Origin of the sequence: Pseudomonas sp. SWI7 (assembly GCF_006351945.1) — a bacterium.
Lineage (GTDB): Bacteria > Pseudomonadota > Gammaproteobacteria > Pseudomonadales > Pseudomonadaceae > Aquipseudomonas > Aquipseudomonas fulva.
In genome coordinates, this window is sequence record NZ_CP040930.1 from 1097367 (window position 1) to 1117364 (window position 19998).

The following is a 19998-nucleotide window of genomic DNA, read 5'->3' on the forward strand; positions in this document are numbered from 1 at the left end:
GATAGCCTGCGCATGACCCTGACGTTACTCACCTTTTTCGGCACCCTGGCCGCCATGGAAGGCGTGGCCTGGTTTGCTCACAAGTACATCATGCACGGCTTCGGCTGGGGCTGGCACCGCTCGCACCATGAGCCACGCACCGGGATCTTCGAGAAGAACGATCTCTACGCCGCGGTGTTCGCCGTGCTGGCGATCATTCTCATCGCCCTGGGCAATGCCGGCTGGTACCCGTTGCAATGGGTAGGCGCAGGCATGACGGCCTACGGTGTCCTGTATTTCGTTGCCCACGACGGCCTGGTCCACCGGCGCTGGCCTTTCAAAGTGGTCCCGCGCAAAGGTTACTTCAAGCGCCTGTACCAGGCACATCGGCTTCATCATGCCGTGCAGGGGCGCGAAGGCTGTGTGTCGTTCGGTTTTCTGTACGTACCCACTATCGAACGGCTGCGTCGGCAACTTCGGGCGCTGCATGGGGGGCCGCTGCGGGCGAAGGGCGCTGCCACAGGCGAGCTGGGCGCTGAGGGTGGCGATGCAGCCGACAGCTCAGCGCCTGCCAAAACCCCGTGACCAAGGCACCGACCTTTTCGAGTTTTGACGTAGACAGCCGGCCGTCCCAGGCGTCGACCCCGGCGCTGTCGACCTTCAGGCCGATGCGCCGGTAAACCTGGCCTGCCGTGGCCACTGCCCACGCCGAGCGAAGCGGCAAGGCCTGCAGCCCGGCCTGGGCGCTGGCGTAGTAGGGTTCGGCGTGGGCGACCAGGCGCCTGGCCAAGGTAGCGACGGCTGCGCGATGACGCACATCGGCCAGGTCGTCTGCACTGAGGTCGAATTCCGACAGCCAAGCCTGAGGCAAGTAGCAGCGCCCGACCTTGGCATCATCGACGATGTCCCGGGCGATGTTAGTCAGCTGCATGGCCAGGCCCAGGTCGCAGGCCCGGTCCAGCACGCGGGCATCTTGAACACCCATGACCCTGGCCATCATCAGGCCCACCACACCTGCTACGTGATAGCAGTAGACCATGACCTCATCCAGGGTCTGGTAGCGGCAGGCGGACACGTCCTGGGCGAAGCCTTCGAGCAAGTCGAAGGCTTCGGCGCGGGGAATGCCGTGGCGCCTGGCCACTTCGCGCAGTGCGGCGAAGGCCGGCTGGTTCACGGGCAAGTCCGCGCAGGCGGCCTCCGTCTGACGCTGCAGATCCAACAGGCGCACCTGCGCTTCTTCCTGGCTGATGACCACCGCATCATGCCCGGCTTGCTGACCATCGATCACGTCATCGCAATGGCGGCACCAGGCATACAACAGCACAGCGCTGCGCCGGGTGTGGGCATCGAACAGCCGGGCTGCTGCGGCAAAGCTTTTCGAACCTACGGCAATGCTGTGTTCGGCATGGGCAAGCAACTGGTCGTGGTTCGGTGCGGTCATGCGCCCAGGTCCTCGAGCATTAGGCCTGCGGTGGCCTTGGCCGAGGCGATCACGCCTGGCACACCGGCCCCTGGGTGCGTGCCTGCCCCCACCAGGTACAGATTGCTCACTTCGCTGTCACGGTTGTGCGGGCGGAACCAGGCGCTCTGGGTCAGGATGGGTTCCAGAGAGAACGCCGACCCCAGGTGGGCATTAAGTTCTTCGCGGAAGTCCAGCGGCGTGAAGGTGCGGCAGGTGACCAAGTCCTCGCGCAGGCCTGGAATGTAGTGACGTTCCAGGTAGTCGAGAATCTTGTCCCGGAACCGTGGCCCTTCCACCTCCCAGTCGATGGCCGCGTTGCCCATGTGCGGTACGGGCGCCAATACGTAGTGGCTCGAGCATCCTTCCGGGGCCAGGCTAGGGTCGGTGGCGCAGGGGGTATGCAGGTAGAGTGAAAAGTCTTCGGCAAGCTCGTGACCGTTGAAGATTTCGTCAATCAGCTCCCGGTAGCGCGGGCCAAAGCACACCGTGTGATGACGCAGTTGCGGCTGCGTGCGCTTGAGCCCGAAGTGCACCACGAACAGCGAGTTGCTAAAGCGCTTGCCCTTGAGCCGCTTGCCTTCCTGTTCACCGCGAGGGTGTTCGGCCAGCAGGTCGGAGTAGGTGTGCACCACATCGGCATTCGAGGCGACTGCGTCTGCCCGCCAGCGCCGCCCGTCCTGGGTGCGCACGCCGGTCACGCGGCTGCCTTGGGTTTCGAACGCGGCCACCTCGGCATTGAGCTCCAGGGTGCCGCCCAGGTCGGTGAACAACTTGGCCATGCCCTGCACCAGCGCGCCCGTGCCGCCTTTGGGGAACCAGACACCCCAGGTGCGCTCCAGCGCATGGATCAGCGTGTAGATCGAGGACGTGGCGAAGGGATTACCCCCGACCAGCAAGGCGTGGAACGAGAACGCCTGGCGCAGTTGGTCATCTTTGATGAACCGCGCCACCATGCTGTAGACGCTGCGCCAGGCTTGCAGGCGAGCCAACTGCGGGCCGGCATGCAGCATGTCGCGAAAAGACAGGAAGGGCACTGCGCCAAGCTTGATATAGCCTTCCTGCAACACGGCCTTGGAATAGGCCAGGAACTGTCGATAGCCTTCCACGTCCTTGGGCTCGAGGGCCTCGATCTGGCGCTCCAGGTCGGCTTGGTCATTGCCATAGTCGAATGCCCGGCCATCCTCCCAGCACAGGCGGTAGAAAGGCGTTACCGGCAGCAATTCCACATACTCATGCATGGGCCGGCCGGCGAGGGTGAACAGGGCTTCGATGGCGCTCGGGTCGGTGATCACCGTGGGGCCTGCGTCGAAGGTAAAGCCTTGGTCGTGATAGACGTAAGCGCGGCCACCTGGTTTGTCGCGCGCCTCGAGCAAGGTCGTGGGGATACCCGCGGCCTGCAGGCGGATGGCTAGGGCCAGGCCGCCAAGGCCTGCGCCGATGACCAGGGCGGATCGTTCGTTGCTCATGGATAATCCTTGAAATGGGCAGGGGAGTGTCGCAAGGCAGCCTTCATGGCCTCGCCGACGGGCACAGGCGGTTTGCCGCACAGGATCCGCAGGCGATCACGCAGCGTACTCTGGCCTGCGTAGAAACGGGCGATCAGCCCCTCAGGCAATCGATAAAAGCGCTGCATCACCTGCCAGCGACGGTTCGGCCGGCCGGCCAGAAACAGCATTCGGTTGAGCAGGCGATAGAACCCTTGCTCACGCCAGCGTCGATGCAGGTAGGCGCCCAACGCGGGCTTGAGCGACGCCGTGTCCTCCAGCGCTTGCGTTGACAACCAGTCGGCCAGGCGCACGGCATCGGGCAGGGAATAACCCGTGGTGCAGTGAAACAATCCGGCCCGCAGGCCAACGGCGAGCGGCCCGTGCTGTTCGTTCCACCAGGCAGGAAAGTCGTCGACCAGGGTAATCGGCAATACGCCCTGTTCTTCACGCAGGCATTCGGCGACGTGCCAGCCGCGCTGCTGCAGGTAGCACTCGATGTGCTGGCGCAGCTGCTGCGCGGCGGGCGCCTGGCTGTCGACGTAATGGGTGTCCTCCACCAGCAAGGTGTCAGCCGTGAACGGCAGGACATAGACAAAGCGATAGCCCTCGCCTTGAGGTACCCGTGCGTCCATCAGAATCGGTGCGACCAAGCCATGGGGGGCCGTCAGACGTACGACCTGCCCGAGGAACGCCTGCTGGCCGAGGACCCGGTGAGGGCTGTGCTGCATGCCCCGGCCATCGATCACCACCGCGGCGTGCAAGGTTTCGCCACTGGCGAGCGTGACATGGCTGGCACCCACTTCGGCGACCGCGCAGTCGGTGCGCAAGCTCGGGCCGAGGGCTGGGGTGATCACCTGCGCGAAACGCTCGCTGGTAATGCTCGCATAGCCGCCTTCCATGCGCCTGGAAAAAGCCGGGAAGTGCACGTGGTACGCAGGCCAGCGCTGTTCCACCAGCGGGGCGAGCCAGCGCAGTTGCTCGGCAGTAAGGTCGGCGTCGTGGAAGGACCACGTATGGTTGCCGCCCAGGACCGGCCCTTGCTCCAGGCACAACACGCGCCATTGCGGGCGCAGCTGCTGCAGTCGCCAGGCGATCAGGCCGTTGGCCAACCCCCCACCTACCAGGATCAGGTCATAGGGCACGGTACATTCTCCGAAATGCTGGGCTGGCCACTGCGCAGAGCGGCTTCGATGAGGCTGGCAGCGCGCTGTACGCCACCGCAGGTGGCAAGCTCGGCTTCAAGCGCCGCATCACGTGGTGCAGCCTCATCAAGCAGCTGACGCAACGCTTGGCCAATGGCCGATGCGCTGGCACGTTTGGAGAGCACCCGGCCCAAGCGGTGATGGCGCACCCGTGCGGCCACGCCGGGCTGATCGAATGCAATGGGCATGACCAGCAGCGGTGTGCCGGCGCACACGGTATCGAGCACCGTGTTCAAGCCGCCATGGCTGATCACCACATTGGCTCGTCGCACAGCCCAGTGCTGGGGGGCGAAGTCGGTCACGACGGTGGCACCGATCTGGCGTAGCCGTGCCTGCTGATGCGCGTCCAACCCGCCGCAGTGAGCCACCAGCAACTGGGCATCCAGGCCCCGGCAAGCCTTGGCAATCCGTGCAAACAGATCGAACCGGTGGCCCTGCAGCGTTCCCAGGCTTGCGAATACCAAAGGCTTGCCGGATTCGAAAGACCAGTTGGGGCTCGCCTGGGAGGGCGTGCTGCGTAAAGGGCCGACGGCGTGAAAGTGCTTGGGTAGATCCGCTCTTGGGAAATCCAGATGCAGAGGTGTCTGGCTCAACTGGGCCAGCGGCGAGAGAAACTCATGGGCACCGCTGCGCGGTGGCAGCCCGTGGCGATGACACGCCTGCACTAAGGTGTCGTGCAGCGGGCGCATGAGCCAGTCATGGACTTGAGCACTGCCTTCGTAGAGGCGCGCATCCAAGCCGAACCCGAAGGGCATCACGGGCAATGGCAAGCCCGGTTCGCGATTGATCGGCAACGCGCAGGCCACCGAAAAGAACGGCAGGTTGCAAGCCTCGGCCACCAAGCCGCCTGCGGGTTCCATCTGGTCGCAGATCATCGCGTCGACCCGATGGTCCCTAAGGGCCTGCGGCAGGTTGCTGATCAGCATGCCGGTGGTGTGCGCCAACTGCTTGATCAAGCGACGCAGACGCAGCGGCCCGGCGGGGTCGGCCACGCGACGCATGGCGAGGTCAAGGCTGCCCGGCGGGCACTCGGCATGGCCAATGGCGACGAAGCCCAGCCGCGAGTCACTCAGCCAGCGTTCGGCTTCGGGCTGGTGAAAGAAACTGACCTGATGGCCGCGTTCGACCAACTCGCCGCCCAGCGCCTGCATGGCTGCAAAATGGCTGGGGTAGGGTGGGGCGACCAGGGCGAAGTGGCTCATTTGAGGTCGAGCTGGGCATTGACCAGTCGGGCCCGGCGCAAGTGCGCCAGCGTGGCGGAGCCGGTACAGAAGCAGGCGATACGCAGTTGCCGGATGATCACGTCGAAATGTGAGATCACCGCTTCGGTAGACGCCATCGCAGACGTCAGCACGCCGGCAGCCTGGCCCACCAAGTCCGCCCCCAGGCGGATGGCCTTGGCCGCGTCCACCCCATCGCGCACCCCACCCGAGGCGATCAGACCAACCGTGGGCACGGCGCGGCGCACGGCAAGCAGGCTCTGGGCGGTCGGAATGCCCCAGCCGCTGAAGGCCATTGCCACCGCACGCTCGGCAGGGTCATTGGCGCGCTCCGCCTCGACAGCGGCCCAGCTCGTGCCGCCGGCGCCGGCCACATCGATCATGGACACGCCAGCGTCGTACAATTGCCGGGCCACGCCTGGGGAGATACCGGCGCCTACTTCCTTGACGATGATGGGCGCGTGAAGCTGCCCGGCGACGTGCTCGATGCAGGCGAGCACCCCGTTCCAGTTGCGGTCGCCCTCGGGCTGAACGGCCTCCTGCAAGGGGTTGAGATGAATGATCAGGGCGCTGGCATCGAGTGTATCGACCGCACGGCGGGCAAGGTCTACACCATCAGCCTCGCGTAACTGGGCGGCGCCCAGGTTTGCCAGGAGCGGGACGTCGGGTGCGAGCCTTCTCAGCTCCGTGGTCAGCCCCTGGTCCTGGCCGCTGCGCAAGCTAACTCGCTGCGAACCCACGCCCATGGCCAGGCCCAAAGCCTGCGCAGCTTCGGCCAGGTGCTGGTTGATAAACCGTGCCCGCTCAGCACCGCCGGTCATCGAACTGATCAGCAGCGGTGCGCGCAGTGCCATGCCGAACAGCTCGGTACCCAGGTTGACGTCTTCCAGGGCCATCTCAGGCAGTGCACAATGTTCGAAACGCAGCGCCGACCAGCCAGCATCGACCCCATGCGAGGTGGTGCCGGCGGCCAGAACGATATCGAGGTGATCATCCTTGCGTTGACTCAACGGGCTTTTGTTCATGCCGGCTCCACTGCCAGGGAATCATCCTGAGGTACGTGCGGTCTGTGTGCTTAGGACAGACAAGTTGTACAACACTACCCGTTTTGTATAGCTAAGCTCATAAAAAGCAAAGCATCAGGCAACGGCGCCTATCAGTCGTTCCTTTTTCATCTACGGTCAATGGGCCGCCCACATCGAGAGGCAAGGATGACGACCATCGCCCCCCCGCACAGCGCTGGCGCTGATCACGATCAGCCACTGGCCGTCGCACATGCGGCCGTAGAAGCCCGGCTGGCGGCATTGCTGCCATCGGCAGGTCACGAGCGTGACCTAGTGGTTGCGGCCATGCGCGACTGCACCCTGGCGCCAGGCAAGCGCTTGCGGCCCCTGCTGTTACTGTTCACGGCACAAGGCCTGGGCGCATGCCCACACGCCGCGCTCGACCTCGGCTGCGCCGTGGAGATGGTGCATGCAGCCTCCCTTGTACTGGACGACCTCCCCTGTATGGACAACGCCGCCTTGCGCCGCGGTCGCCCTACCTTGCACCTGGCGTTTGGGGAAGATGTGGCAGTGTTGACGGCCATTGCCCTGCTCTCCCGTGCGTTCGGGGTTGTGGCGGGGTTGCAGACGGTCGGGCCGGATGTGCGCAGCGACCTGGTCGTGACCCTCACCTCGGCAATCGGTGCCGATGGGCTGGTCAAGGGGCAGTTGCAGGATCTGCGCGACGGTGCACGGCCGCGCACGGCGGCTGAAATTGCCCAGACCAATCAACTCAAGACCGGGGCCTTGTTCTCGGCCTTGCTGGGTATGGCCGGCCGGTTGGCGGGGGCTGGCGAAACCCAGCAGGGCACCTTGCAGCAGTTGGCGGGGGAATTGGGGCAAGCGTTTCAATTGCACGATGATTTGCATGACCGTGACCCTGAGAGCGGCAAGAGCATGGGGTTGGACCAAGGCAAGTCGACCCTGCTGGCCATGTGTGGCGAGATGCAGGTGCGCCAGCGGTTGGAAGCCCATTTGCAGAGCGTCGAACAGTGCCTGACCAGCCTGGGCCTTCAGGCCTCACCGATTGGCGGGGTCTTGCGCAAGGTGTTCGCTTCGAAGGGTGTGCCGGCTGGCGGCAGCACCGTATGGCGTCAAGGCCTGAGCGGGCTTGCGGTGGGTGGGGCAGTCGTGCATCACGTGTAAGACGCAGGACGACGTGCCACAGCGCGAATCCGAGGGTCTACGCGGTCTCGTGTAGGACCGGCCGCGATGGGCCGCGCAGCGGCCCCAAGTTTTTCAGCTCGCCGGAGGCCCGGCGCGGTCGCTCCTCCACGGGGCCGCGGATCCTGCAGAGGCGAACCTAGGGCGCCCCAGCAATTCCAAACTCACTGATCCAATCGCCTGGCATGCCTGGCAAATACCTTTTCCAGCAGTTCCCACATGACCGGGTCAAGGCTGAACGCCACGTTGAAACGCATCCAGCCCGTTGCCCTGGCGTCCACCATGAACAGCTGACCAGGGCCGAGCATGATGCCTTTTTCGAGCGCGTCATCGAGCAACAGCGCGCTGTCGGGGATCGAGGGATGGCGGGTCCAGATGTACATCCCCTCGTTCGATTCCGTGAACAGCTCGAAGCCTAGTCGGTGCAGATGCGCACCCACCCGTTGATGCGCCTCGGCCAGGCGTTGACGCAGGCGCTTGAGGTGCTTGCGCCAGCGACCGTCGATGATGGCGGCGTAGACGACCCGCTCCATGACCTGCGAGGTGGTCAGGCCCGAGCGCATTTTCAGGTGTACCAATTGTTGCGCCAGTTCCGGATTGGCCAGCAGGTAGCCCACCCGCACATTGGGTGAGATGCTTTTCGAGTAACTGCCCACGTAGACCACCTGCTGCAAGTGGTCAAGGCTGGCGAGGCAGGGTTGCGGTTCGGCGATCATGTCGGCGTACAGGTTGTTTTCGACCAGCCGCAAGCCATGCTGGCTGGCCAGTTGCAGCAGGCGATGCAACTGCGGCAGCGGTGTGCGCGAGCACGTTGGGCTGTGCAGGTGAGGCTGGGTGAAGAAGGCCGTGGGCCGGTGTTGCGCCAGCAACTGCTCGAGCTGATTGAGGTCGTAGCCATTGGGCGTGCGCGCCACCCCCAGCAGCGTTGCGCCTTGGGTACGCAGGATGCTCATCAGGTTGGGGTAGCCAGGGTCGTCCACCAGCACCACGTCACCGGGGCGGACCAGCGTACGCACGGCCAGGTCCAGGGCCTGGCTGGCGCCGTGGGTCAACATCAGCTGAGCGGGATTGGCGACGATCGACAGATCCTGCTGCAGGTTCTGCGCCGTCAACGCGCGCAGCTCTGGCAACCCCATGGGATCGCCGTAACCGGACAGTTCCAGCGGGCTGCCAGCCACCTGCCGCAGCCCTCGGCGCAAGCCGTCTTCGTACATCCAGTCGTTGGGCAGCCAACCGCAGCCTGGCTTGAACGGCAACTGCCGGGTTTCGAAGATCTGCTGCAGGTACCACTCGGTGTTGAACGTTGGTCGGCTTGCGTCAGGGTCTGCCGTGTGCGTGTCCAACAGCTCAGCGGCAGCCCGATTGACGAAAAAGCCAGCGTTGCCGCGGCTCACCAGCAGCCCTTGGGCGACCAGGCGATCGTAGGCTTCCACCACGGTGAACGTGCTGACCGAGTAGGTGGCGGCGAAGGCGCGGATCGACGGCACCTTGGCGCCAGGCTTGAGCGTTTGGGTGTCGATCAGGGTGCGCAGGCCGTCGATGATCTGGTTGACCAACGGTGTGGAAGCGTCTGGATTCAATTGCAGCATGGGGGACCTTCAGGTGTGTAACGCCAGGTGCTGGCCCGGTGTATAGGGTTGGCGACCTGTACAGTGCAGTGCGAGTTTCATGCCACTGTGCATGGCTCTCTGCGATGGACATTTTTACATTAGGTGTCGGATATCGCCACACAAAGCATGTTCAGTTCGCTCCAGGCCTCAGCCCTGGGGCGCGTCAGCAGGCCGCCATGGATGGCCTGCGTGTGTTCGTTCACACCTCCTGCGCGCATTAGCACTGATGTACAGGTGAAACCGCCAGCCATCGGGGTTTCACGGTTTTCCTTGGATAAAAAGAAGCACGGGGTACACAACTGATGGACGCAACATCCACAACCACCACCGCGAACGGCGGGCACGAGAGCAAGCTCAGTGCCTCGCTGAAGTCGCGCCACCTGACGATGATGTCCATCGCCGGGGTCATCGGCGGCGCCTTGTTCGTAGGATCCGGCAGCGTGATCCACAGCGCCGGGCCGGCCGCGGTGCTGGCCTACCTGGCAGGCGGCATCCTCGTGGTGCTGATCATGCGCATGCTTGGCGAAATGGCAACGTCTTCACCCGACACGGGCTCGTTTTCCACCTATGCCGACCGCGCCATTGGGCGCTGGGCTGGCTTCACCATCGGCTGGCTGTACTGGTGGTACTGGGTCATTCTCATGGCCTGGGAAGCCTACGTAGCCGGCAAGATCCTGCACGGGTTCTTCCCGGACGTCAGTGTCAACGTGTTCGTGCTGGCCACGACGTTGCTGCTGATCACGGTCAACTTCTTCAACGTCAAGCATTACGGGGAGTTCGAGTTCTGGTTCGCGCTGATCAAGGTCATCGCGATCGTCTGCTTCCTGATCGTCTGTACCGCAGCGGTGCTCAACATCTGGCAATTCGGCGAGGTGCGGGGCATTACCCACCTCACCGCCGAAGGGTTCATGCCCAATGGCATCACCACGGTCATCGGAGCCTTGCTGGGGGTGATGTTCGCATTCCTTGGCGCCGAGATCGTGACCATTGCGGCCTCCGAGGCCAAGGACCCGGCTGCGCAGATCGTCAAGGCCACCAACTCGGTGGTATGGCGCGTGTGCCTGTTCTACGTAGGCTCGATCTTCCTGATCGTTTGCCTGGTGCCGTGGAATGACCCGCACCTGGGCGTCTCCGGCTACGGCGCCTATCGTCGTACCCTTGAGCTGCTGGGCGTGCCTTACGCCGAGTTGCTGATGAACTTCGTGGTGCTGACCTCGGTGAGCAGTTGCCTGATCTCCGGCCACTACACCGCCTCGCGCATGCTGTTCTCCCTGGCTCAGCGTGGCGACGCGCCGTCGTTCTTCAAGATCACCCGTGCCGGCACTGGCGTGCCGGTGTACGCGATAATGGGCTCGTGCGCGGTGGCGGTGGTGTGTGCGCTGATCAACTTCAGCGAGACCCTGCGCCCCAAGGACGTACTCGACACGCTGATGAACACCACGGGCATGATTGCCCTGCTGGTGTACCTGGTGATCGCGTTCTCCCAGCTGCGCATGCGCCGCAAGCTGATTGCCGAAGGCAAGGAAGTGCGCCTGAAGATGTGGCTGTTCCCGTGGCTGACCTACCTGGTGATCGCCTTCATCGTGGCAGCCCTGGTGACCATGGCGTTCATGCCTGACTACCAGATCCTGGTGATCTCCACCGGCATCGCGGCGGCGCTGGTGGTGGCGATGGGGGTTGTGCACCAGATGCGCAGCGCGCCTCGACACTAAGGCTCATTGGTTTTGCGAAGCGGCCGGCTCCCTCAAAGGGGCCGGCCGCTTCGCGTTTTGGGCGACAGATGGCATATGCTTCAGAGCATCGCTCATCGGAGAACGTCGCCATGTCCTGGTCTGCAACCCAGTATTCCTTGTTCGAAGACGAACGCACCCGGGCGGTGCGCGATCTGCTGGGGGCCGTGCCGCCGCGCCCGGTGCGACACGCGACCGACCTGGGCTGCGGGCCGGGCAATTCCACCGAGGTCCTGCTGCAACGTTGTCCCGACGCGCAGGTGACCGCGCTGGACAGCGACCCAGACATGATCGAGAAGGCCCGAGCGCGCAAGCGGCTGTGCATCCCGCGCGTGCACATGGTCACGGCGGACATCGCAGGCTGGTCCGCCCCTGAGCCCCAGGACCTGATCCTGGCCAACGCCTCGTTGCAGTGGGTGCCCGACCACGGGCAGCTCTACCCGCACCTGGTGCGTCAGCTCAGCGAAGGGGCGAGCCTTGCGGTGCAGACGCCCGATAACCTGGAGGAGCCCGCGCACACCGCGTTGCGCGAGATCGCCCGCCGGGGCCCGTGGGCGGCCAAATTCGACGACTTCACGTTGCCGCCGCGCCATGGCGCGGCGTTCTACTACGACCTGTTGAGCCCGCTGTGCGCCCGCGTCGAGGTGTGGCGCACCACCTACCACCACCCGTTGGTCGACGGCGCTGAGGGCGTGGTGCAGTGGTTCAAGGGTTCGGCCTTGCGGCCTTACCTGGCGCGGCTGCAGCCGCAGGAGCAGGAAGACTTCCTGCAGATGTACCTGCAGGCCATGCAAAGCGCCTACCCGCCAGCGTCCGACGGCAAGGTGCTGCTGGCGTTTCCGCGCTTATTCTTGGTTGCCACCCGTTAAGTCGTCGGGTGAGGTGTCGGTGCAGCGCAGACGGTTGTCGATCCTTCCCCATAGGCGTATAAACTGCTCCCACTTTTTGTGCCGGTCGCTTCCTGAACCGGCCGTTGAAACAAGAGAGTCGACATGGGCGCACAGTGGAAAGCCAAACATAAAGAAGCCGCGGCCAATGCCAAGGGCAAGGTCATGGGCAAGCTGTCCAAGGAAATCCAGATTGCCGCCAAATCCGGCGCCGACCCGGACATGAACCCGCGCTTGCGCCTGGCCATCGAACAGGCCAAGAAGGCCTCGATGACTCGCGAAACCCTGGAGCGAGCCATTCGCAAGGGTGCCGGCCTGGATGGCGATGCCGTGCAGTATGCGGCTGTCAGCTACGAAGGCTTTGCCCCGCATCAGGTTCCGCTGATCGTTGAATGCCTGACTGACAACGTCAACCGCACAGTGGCGCAAATTCGCGTGTTGTTCCGCAAGGGTCAGCTAGGGGCCAGCGGCTCGGTCTCCTGGGACTTCAATCATGTCGGCCTGATCGAAGCCACCCCCAACGGTGACGCTGATCCTGAGATGGCTGCCATCGAAGCCGGGGCCCAGGACTTCGAAGAAGGAGAAGAGGAGGGGGCTACCCTGTTCATCACTGATACCACCGACCTGGACGCTGTGCAGAAGGCCCTGCCGGTGCACGGTTTCACCGTCACGTCGGCCAAGATCGGCTACACCCCGAAAAACCCGGTGAGCGCTTCGAGCCTGAGCGCCGAAGCCCTGGCCGAAGTCGAGGCGTTTCTCGAAGCCATCGACGAAAACGATGACGTCCAGAACGTCTACGTTGGCTTGACGCAGTAAGCTCGAGCCCCCTTTGCCGATGCTGCCCATTGCCAGGCGTGTTGTACAGGTGATGGCTGGGCAGCGCTGCACCGGGGCGTGCCCCGAGCTGGAGCTGCCGTGAATCCTGCCTTTGCCACGCTCAGCCTTGCGCACCTGCGTGCGCTCGACCACCTGCTGCAGGTGAAGAACCTCAGTCGGGCGGCTGAGCGCCTGGGCGTGAGCCAGTCGGCCTTGAGCCGTCAACTGGCTCAACTTCGCGAGGCCTTCGACGATCCGCTGCTGGTCCGCCAAGGCCGGGGCTACGTACTGAGCGAGCATGCCCAGACGCTACGCGAGCCCTTGCGCCAGGTGTTGGACGAGCTGCAGGCACTTCGTCAGCCTGCGGTATTCGAGCCTGCCCGCTGCCAACGCCGCTTTTGCCTGGCTGCTTCCGATTATGTCGCCGAGCATATGCTGCCTTTGCTGGTGACGACGCTGGAGCAGGAAGCGCCAGGCATCAGCCTGGAGTACCGCACCTGGCAAGCCGGGCAGTATGACTTGCTCGCCAGTGGCGAGATCGACCTTGCCACCACCCTGTTCGATGAATCGCCGCCCAATGTGCACGGGCGTCTGCTCGGCGAGGATCGGGCGGTGTGCCTGATGGCGCAAGACCACCCCTTTACTGTCCATGGGTGGGTTTCGCAAAGCGATTACCTGGCGTGCAGGCATGTACGGATCTCCGGTGGCGGGGACAAGGACAGCTTCATTGACCAGCACCTGCGTGCACAGGGCCTGCAACGGCGCATCAGCCTGCAAGTGCCGTTTTTTTGCGCCACGGTAAAGGTGGTCGCCACCAGCCAGGCAGTGGCTACCGTACCCGAACACATCGCCCGCCAACTGTGCCGCCTGCATCCGCTGGCCTGGCGACCGTTGGGGTTCGTCGAGCACAGTCAGCGTTATTGGGTGGTGTGGCACCAACGCCTGCAGGCATCGGCCGAGCATCGCTGGTTTCGAAACCGGGTGTTCGAGCTGTGGCGCCAATCGCAATTCGGTGTACAGGGCGGCCTTGCGCATTTGCCATAGCAGCTATGCGCAAGGCGCGGTTCTTCGCGCAGGCGACGCGCTCTACACTGCTCTCGGCCAGCCGCCGGCGCGCATTGACCGCCATCAGGCGGTGAGGCGCCCACCACAGGAGCACGTGCATGACCCCCGAAGAGTTTCGCCAGTATGGCCATCAACTGATCGACCTGATCGCCGATTACCGCCAGACCGTGCATCAGCGTCCGGTCATGGCCCAGGTCGAGCCCGGTTACCTGAAGGCGGCCCTGCCGCCGGCCGCGCCGCAACAGGGCGAGCCCTTCGACGCGATTATCAAGGACGTGGATGAGTTGATCATGCCGGGCCTGTCCCATTGGCAGCACCCGGATTTCTACGGTTATTTTCCCTCGAACGGGACGTTGTCCTCCGTGCTGGGGGACTTCCTGAGTACCGGGCTTGGCGTACTGGGGTTGTCGTGGCAATCGAGCCCAGCATTGAGCGAACTGGAAGAAACGACCCTGGACTGGCTGCGCCAGATGCTCGGCCTGTCGCCGCAGTGGAGCGGGGTGATTCAGGACACCGCCTCGACCAGCACCCTGGTCGCGCTCATCTGTGCCCGTGAGCGCTCGAGTGATTACGCCTTGGTCCGTCACGGGCTTCAGGGCCAGGACAAGCCCCTGATCGTGTACATCAGCGCCCATGCCCACAGTTCGGTGGACAAGGCGGCGTTGCTGGCAGGCTTCGGTCGCGACAATATCCGCCTGATCGCGACCGATGAAGCCTATGCGCTGTGTCCGACTGCGCTGGAGCAGGCCATCGAACAGGACCTGGCGGCTGGCAATCGGCCGTGTGCGGTCGTCGCCACCTGTGGCACCACCGCCACGACGGCCCTCGATCCGCTGCGCGCCATCGGCGCCCTGGCCCAGCAACATGGCCTGTGGCTGCATGTGGACTCGGCCATGGCCGGCTCGGCGATGATAGTGCCCGAGTGCCGCTGGATGTGGGATGGGATAGAGCTCGCCGATTCGGTCGTCGTCAATGCGCACAAATGGCTAGGGGTCGCGTTCGACTGCTCGGTCTATTATGTGCGCGATCCCCAGCACCTTGTGCGCGTGATGAGCACCAACCCCAGTTACTTGCAGTCTTCGGTCGATGGGCAGGTCAAGAACCTGCGCGACTGGGGCATACCCTTGGGGCGCAGGTTCCGCGCGTTGAAACTATGGTTCATGTTGCGCGCAGAAGGTGTCGAGGCCTTGCAAGCCCGGCTGCGCAGGGACATGGACAATGCCAGGTGGCTGGCCGAGCAGGTGCGCGCGGCCAGCGACTGGCAGTTGCTCGCCCCAGTGCCGTTGCAGACGCTGTGCCTTCGGCATTGCCCTGAAGGGATGGCCGGCCAGGCGCTGGACGCTCACACCCGAGCCTGGGCCGAGCGCCTGAATGCATCAGGTGACGCCTATGTAACCCCCGCCGTACTAGACGGGCGCTGGATGGTACGTGTGTCGATCGGCGCCCTGGACACTGAGAGGGAGGACGTGCAACGCCTCTGGGCCAGGCTGCAGCACGTGGTGCAGGGCTGACAACGATGGCGCAGGTAACCGTTGCCACGAGAAAAAAGAGACTGCGGTGATGATTGAACTTCCGCGCTCCCGGTATCTCTTCTAGAATCCTGCTGCCACGCCCAATCGGGGCGTGCGCGCGGCTTCATAATGGCGCAGCGCGGTTTTGCGTCCACTTCGAGAGAGCCATGAGTTCCAGTACCCCGCTGTCCGGCGTCAACCAACCGCTTCGTGGCATCGTGTTGGTGGTGTGCGCCACGTTCATGTTCGCCAGCCACGACGCTTTGTCCAAGTTCCTGGGGGGCTGTACCCCATCGTGATGGTGGTGTGGGCGCGGTACGTGGTGCACACGCTGTTGATGGCTGGCATTTTCCTGCCTCGCTCTGGCCTCAACGTGTTGCGCACCCGGCGCCCGCTGCTGCAAACCTTGCGCGCTTTGAGCCTGCTCAGCACCAGCCTGCTGTTCACGTCTGGGTTGCAGTACCTGCCATTGGCCGAAGCAACTGCGGTCAACTTCCTTGCACCTGTACTGGTCACTGCCTTGTCCGTGCCACTGCTCAAGGAACGGGTCACGGTAGCGCAGTGGGTGGCAGTGGTATTGGGCTTTCTCGGGGTGCTGATCGTCGTACACCCAGGCGGGGCCCTGTTCACGCCCGCCATCCTGTACCCGTTCGGCTCGGCGCTGGGCTTTTCCTTCTACCAACTGCTGACCCGCATTCTGGCGGCGCACGACAGCCCGACCACCAGCAACTTCTATGCAGGGCTGTGCAACACCCTGGCCATGAGTGCGCTGGTGCCGTTTTTCTGGGAAACGCCGCGCTGGGACCATGCCTTGCTGATGCTGGCGCTGGGTGGTTTCGGCATGACCGCTCATTTGCTGCTGACCCAGGCCTTCCGTTTGGCAGCGCCTGCGCTGTTGGCGCCCTTCAGCTACTGCCAGATCATCTTTGCGGGCCTGCTGGGCCTGGTGTTCTATGGTCAGACCCCCGATACGCTCAGCCTGATCGGGATTTGCGTGATCTGCCTTAGCGGGCTGGGGGCAGCCTGGATGCAACGGCGGCGTTAGCCACTGGCCAGTGACACTGCAGATGTGAAAGGCAGTGCTGCTGCCAATTCGAAGTCGCTTGGGTACAAACGTGCTTGCCGGTTGCGTGCTGCAATGATTTCAGGCGGCCGGCCTGATTTGCGTGCTCACAACCCCAAGGAATCACGCTCATGCACATGCCCGATACCCTCAGAGTTCGCAATGGCCAGAAGGCCGTGGCGACGTTCTCGGCTCAAGAATATGCCCGCCGGCATGCCGAGGTGCGCGCCCTGATGAGCGCTCAGCAGCTCGAAGCACTCGTCTTGACCTCCTATCACAACGTCAACTACTACAGTGACTACCTCTATTGCGCGTTCGGACGCGCCTATGCCGTGGTGATCACCCCTGATCAGGTCGTCCTGATCAGCGCCAACATCGACGGCGGTCAGCCGTGGCGCCGGTCGGTCGGCACCGACAACATCGTCTACACCGACTGGCGGCAGGGCAGTTTTTTCACCGCCCTGCGCCAGGCGCTACCGCGGGCAGGACGCATCGGCGTGGAGGGCGACCACCTGACGCTACACACCCATGCCGCGCTCGCGGCGTGCTACCCGCTTGCCGAGCTGGTCGATATCAGCACCGCCTGCATGCGCTTGCGCCTGATCAAGTCGGCTGAAGAGCAGGCCCTGATCCGCCAGGGGGCACAGGTCGCCAATGTTGGCGGCGCGGCGGTGATCGAGGCGCTGGCTGACCAGGCGCCGGAGTTCGAGGTAGCCATGCATGCCACCCAGGCCATGGTCCGGGACATTGCCAGGCGCTTTCCCGACAGCCAGTTGATGGACACCTGGACGCTGTTCCAATCCGGGCCCAACACCGATGGCGCCCACAACCCAGTGACCAGCCGTCGTGTGAGCAAGGGTGAAATCCTCAGCCTCAACTGCTTCCCCATGATCAGCGGCTACTACACCGCATTGGAACGCACACTTTTCCTCGATCATTGCCCGGACGAGTACCTGCGCCTGTGGCAGGTGAACGTCCAGGTGCACGAGGCAGGCCAAAGCCTCCTCCGTCCAGGCGTACGTTGTTGCGACATTGCCGCTGAGCTCAATGAAATCTACCGCCAGCACGACCTGCTTCAATACCGCACCTTCGGCTACGGCCATTCCTTCGGCGTGCTTTGCCACTACTACGGGCGTGAGGCCGGCTTGGAGTTGCGCGAGGACATCGACACCGTACTGGAGCCGGGCATGGTGGTGTCGATCGAGCCCATGATCATGCTGCCCCAGGGCCTGCCAGGGGCAGGCGGCTATCGCGAGCATGACATCCTGGTGGTGACCGAGCAGGGGGCAGACAACATTACCCAGTTCCCCTGTGGGCCGCAGCACAACGTCATCTGCCAATAAGCGACAAGCGCGCTGTCATCGCAAAGCTGCCAGGCGGCGCTGCGCAGAAGGCGAAACACCGAACAGTCGGCTGTACGCCTTGGAAAAGTGCGCCGCCGAGCCGAAGCCGCAGGCCAGCGCGACGTCGCCAACTGGCGCGTCGCCTTGCAGCAGCAACTGCCTGGCGTGGGACAACCGCAGTTCCTGGTAATAGCGTGTGGGCGTGCGTTGCAGCTGGTGCTTGAACAGGCGCTCGAGCTGGCGCACGGTGATGCCGTTCAGGTTGGCCAGCTCGCTGGGCGCCAAAGGCTCCTCAAGGTTGGCTTCCATGATTGCAACGACTTGGCTTAGCCGCGGTTGCGCAGTGCCCAGCAAGGTCCTTAGCGAAACGCGCTGACGTTCGCGCTCGCTACGCACACGGTCGCACAGCAACAGTTCGGCGGCCTTGGCGGCAATGCCCTGGCCGCTCGGCTCGCGAGCCACCAGTTGCAGCATCATGTCGATGGCGGCGACACCGCCTGAGCAGGTGTAACGGTCGCGGTCCAGTTCGAACAGCTGCTGCGAGCATATGATGTTCGGGAAGCGTGCTCGCAGCGTTGGCAGGTCCTCCCAATGAATGGTACAGCGGTAGCCGTCGAGCAACCCCGCCTTGGCGAGCAGGTAACTGCCGGTGCAGATGCCCCCAATCGGCAGGCGTTGGTTGGCCCGTTCGCGCAGCCAGCGCAGGTAAGCCCCGGTGGCAGGGCCGCGCTCGATGGGATTAGGGCCCACTACCAACAGTACGTCCAGCGCTGGCGCGTCATCGAGCGTGCAATCGGGCAGCACGCGCATGCCGTTGCTGGCGGTGACCGGCGCCCCTTGTGCCGCGATCAGTACGCTGCGAAAAACAGGCCGGCATGCCGCCAGGTTGGCCATGCGCAGGGTTTCGACCGCCGACGCCAGGCCGATGGTGGTGAAGTTGGGCATGATCAGAAAACCGAATGTCTTGACCGTGCCGGACTGCGGATTTACCGAAGCGGGGTGGACCATTGGGCGATTCCTGTGCAAGCTGGGGCATAGTTTGCCCAGAAGGTGGCTGCAAGTGAACCCAGAAAACCTGTTGGCCCAGTTGCCCGGCTACCCGTTGGCTGCCGATGCGATCGAAGTGCTTCCGGATGCCCAGGCCTACCGGGCCTGCCTGCTCGAGCGTATCGGCGCAGCCACCCGGCGTATCGTCATCGTGGCGCTTTACCTGCAACATGACGAGGCCGGCCAGGAGGTGCTGGACGCACTCTATCAGGCCAAGGCGGCGCGTCCAGCGCTTGAAATAACTGTCGTGGTGGACTGGTTCCGGGCCCGGCGTGGCCTGCTGGGGGCGGGCAGGCAGCCTGGCAATGCAGCCTGGTACCAGGCCGAACGCCAGAGCCGCCAATTGGACATTACGATCCATGGCGTGCCTGTGCAGACCCGCGAGCTCTTCGGAGTGCTGCACCTCAAGGGCAGCATCATCGATGACTGCGTCATCTACACCGGCGCCAGCCTCAACAACGTCTACCTTCATCGGTTCGACCGTTATCGGCTTGATCGCTACCACCTGTTCCACAGCAAGGCCCTGGCCGACTGCATGGTCGACCTGGTGCAGCGGCTGCTCCACCCGCAGGCCACGCCGCGCCTGGACCTTCCAGCGCCTTCCACCGCCGATCTTCGCAGTGACATCCGCCGCCTGCGGGCACGGATGCGCCGGCTTACGTACGCACCGGGCCCTGCAACCGAGCCGGGGCACCTGCGGGTCATTCCGCTGATCGGCGTTGGCAGGCGCAATGCCTTGAACAAGACCGTGTGCGCGCTACTGGCCGTGGCCCGGAAACGTATCGTCATCAGCACACCGTATTTCAATCCGCCTCGCGTCGTGATGCGCGAGATTGACGATGCGTTGGCACGAGGCGTGCGGGTAGAGTTCATCGTCGGCCATCGTACCGCCAATGACTTCTACGTCCCTCCGGGAGAGCCGTTCCATGCCAGCGGGGCATTGCCATATCTGTACGAGGACAACCTGCGGGCCTTTGCGCGGCGTCGCGAGCCTTTGCTGGCCAGCGGTCAGCTGAAGATCAGGCTGTGGAACGACCCAGGACACACCTTTCACGCCAAAGGCGTGTGGGTCGATGAGCGTTATTGCCTGCTGACCGGCAACAATCTGAACCCACGCGGCTTCAACCTGGACCTGGAAAACGGCCTGCTTATCGATGACCCCCTTGGGCAATGGCGGGGGCCGTGCGAGAAGGAACTCAGCGCATTGCGTGAGCACGCCCCGGCTATCGATTCTGCCCGCGCATTGGGCGTCAAGGCCGAACACCCCAAGCCCGTGCGCAAGCTGCTGCGCAGGCTACGCTATAGTCGGTTGGAACCGTTGATCAAGCGGGTGTTGTAGGGCAGGGACGGGTAGTTGGCCTGCTCGATG

At 63.9% G+C, this 19998-nt stretch carries 15 protein-coding genes and 2 pseudogenes; 10 read left to right on the forward strand and 7 right to left on the reverse strand.

The features are described 5' to 3' along the window. Positions 1–12: 12 nt before the first annotated feature. Positions 13–564 carry a sterol desaturase family protein gene (locus FH041_RS04975; RefSeq protein WP_080992844.1) on the forward strand — a complete coding sequence of 184 codons (552 nt, stop codon included), beginning with the start codon at positions 13–15 and terminating at the stop codon, positions 562–564. Here FH041_RS04975 and FH041_RS04980 read toward each other — a convergent pair. From FH041_RS04980 to fni, 5 genes and pseudogenes are all read right to left on the reverse strand, one after another. Then, positions 488–1420: pseudogene (locus FH041_RS04980) on the reverse strand (phytoene/squalene synthase family protein); the annotation flags it as partial. The gene FH041_RS04975 and the pseudogene FH041_RS04980 sit on opposite strands and share 77 nt — an antisense overlap. Continuing rightward, positions 1417–2907 carry a phytoene desaturase gene (locus tag FH041_RS04985; protein ID WP_140174226.1) on the reverse strand — a complete coding sequence of 497 codons (1491 nt, stop codon included), beginning with the start codon at positions 2905–2907 and terminating at the stop codon, positions 1417–1419. The pseudogene FH041_RS04980 and the gene FH041_RS04985, both read right to left, overlap by 4 nt. Next, positions 2904–4070, reverse strand: coding sequence for a lycopene beta-cyclase CrtY (gene crtY, locus FH041_RS04990; protein ID WP_027914804.1), 1167 nt, complete (start codon positions 4068–4070; stop codon positions 2904–2906). Before crtY ends, FH041_RS04985 begins: the two co-directional genes overlap by 4 nt. Then, positions 4055–5332, reverse strand: a complete 1278-nt coding sequence (locus FH041_RS04995) for a glycosyltransferase (RefSeq protein ID WP_140174227.1) — start codon at positions 5330–5332, stop codon at positions 4055–4057. Before FH041_RS04995 ends, crtY begins: the two co-directional genes overlap by 16 nt. Next, entirely contained in the window at positions 5329–6375 is a 1047-nt protein-coding gene (gene fni, locus FH041_RS05000) for a type 2 isopentenyl-diphosphate Delta-isomerase (RefSeq protein WP_110607221.1), read from the reverse strand. The genes FH041_RS04995 and fni overlap by 4 nt, the downstream gene beginning before the upstream one ends. A 186-nt stretch (positions 6376–6561) precedes the next feature. On the opposite strand from fni, the gene FH041_RS05005 reads away from it, so the two are divergent. Next, a complete protein-coding gene (locus FH041_RS05005) occupies positions 6562–7539 on the forward strand; it encodes a polyprenyl synthetase family protein (protein ID WP_050437964.1) in 978 nt (325 codons plus the stop codon). A 182-nt stretch (positions 7540–7721) separates the two neighbouring features. Here FH041_RS05005 and FH041_RS05010 read toward each other — a convergent pair whose 3' ends face one another. Beyond that, positions 7722–9146 carry a PLP-dependent aminotransferase family protein gene (locus tag FH041_RS05010; RefSeq protein ID WP_140174228.1) on the reverse strand — a complete coding sequence of 475 codons (1425 nt, stop codon included), beginning with the start codon at positions 9144–9146 and terminating at the stop codon, positions 7722–7724. A gap of 323 nt (positions 9147–9469) precedes the next feature. Here FH041_RS05010 and FH041_RS05015 point away from each other — a divergent pair, with 323 nt between their 5' ends. The 7 genes and pseudogenes from FH041_RS05015 to FH041_RS05045 all read left to right on the forward strand — a co-directional run bounded on the left by FH041_RS05015 (position 9470) and on the right by FH041_RS05045 (position 17582). Next, on the forward strand, positions 9470–10879 hold the full coding sequence (locus tag FH041_RS05015) for an amino acid permease (RefSeq protein WP_027914808.1): 1410 nt from the start codon (positions 9470–9472) through the stop codon (positions 10877–10879). A 110-nt stretch (positions 10880–10989) separates the two neighbouring features. Beyond that, positions 10990–11766, forward strand: coding sequence for a trans-aconitate 2-methyltransferase (gene tam / locus FH041_RS05020; RefSeq protein ID WP_140174229.1), 777 nt, complete (start codon positions 10990–10992; stop codon positions 11764–11766). Positions 11767–11889: 123 nt separating this feature from the next. Next, positions 11890–12600, forward strand: coding sequence for a YebC/PmpR family DNA-binding transcriptional regulator (locus FH041_RS05025; RefSeq protein WP_028686384.1), 711 nt, complete (start codon positions 11890–11892; stop codon positions 12598–12600). A gap of 99 nt (positions 12601–12699) precedes the next feature. Continuing rightward, positions 12700–13644 carry a LysR family transcriptional regulator gene (locus FH041_RS05030; protein WP_140174230.1) on the forward strand — a complete coding sequence of 315 codons (945 nt, stop codon included), beginning with the start codon at positions 12700–12702 and terminating at the stop codon, positions 13642–13644. 119 nt (positions 13645–13763) lie between these two features. Further along, entirely contained in the window at positions 13764–15176 is a 1413-nt protein-coding gene (locus tag FH041_RS05035; protein ID WP_049695857.1) for a DOPA decarboxylase, read from the forward strand. A gap of 167 nt (positions 15177–15343) precedes the next feature. Next, positions 15344–16221, forward strand: a pseudogene (locus FH041_RS05040) (DMT family transporter). Positions 16222–16370: 149 nt separating this feature from the next. Then, entirely contained in the window at positions 16371–17582 is a 1212-nt protein-coding gene (locus FH041_RS05045) for a M24 family metallopeptidase (RefSeq protein WP_132578693.1), read from the forward strand. 15 nt (positions 17583–17597) lie between these two features. Here the strand turns inward: FH041_RS05045 and FH041_RS05050 are convergent, their stop codons facing one another. Then, a complete protein-coding gene (locus FH041_RS05050; RefSeq protein ID WP_132578694.1) occupies positions 17598–18590 on the reverse strand; it encodes a GlxA family transcriptional regulator in 993 nt (330 codons plus the stop codon). Positions 18591–18642: 52 nt separating this feature from the next. On the opposite strand from FH041_RS05050, the gene pssA reads away from it, so the two are divergent. Next, positions 18643–19968, forward strand: a complete 1326-nt coding sequence (pssA, locus tag FH041_RS05055) for a CDP-diacylglycerol--serine O-phosphatidyltransferase (RefSeq protein ID WP_132578695.1) — start codon at positions 18643–18645, stop codon at positions 19966–19968. The last annotated feature ends 30 nt before the right edge of the window (positions 19969–19998 follow it).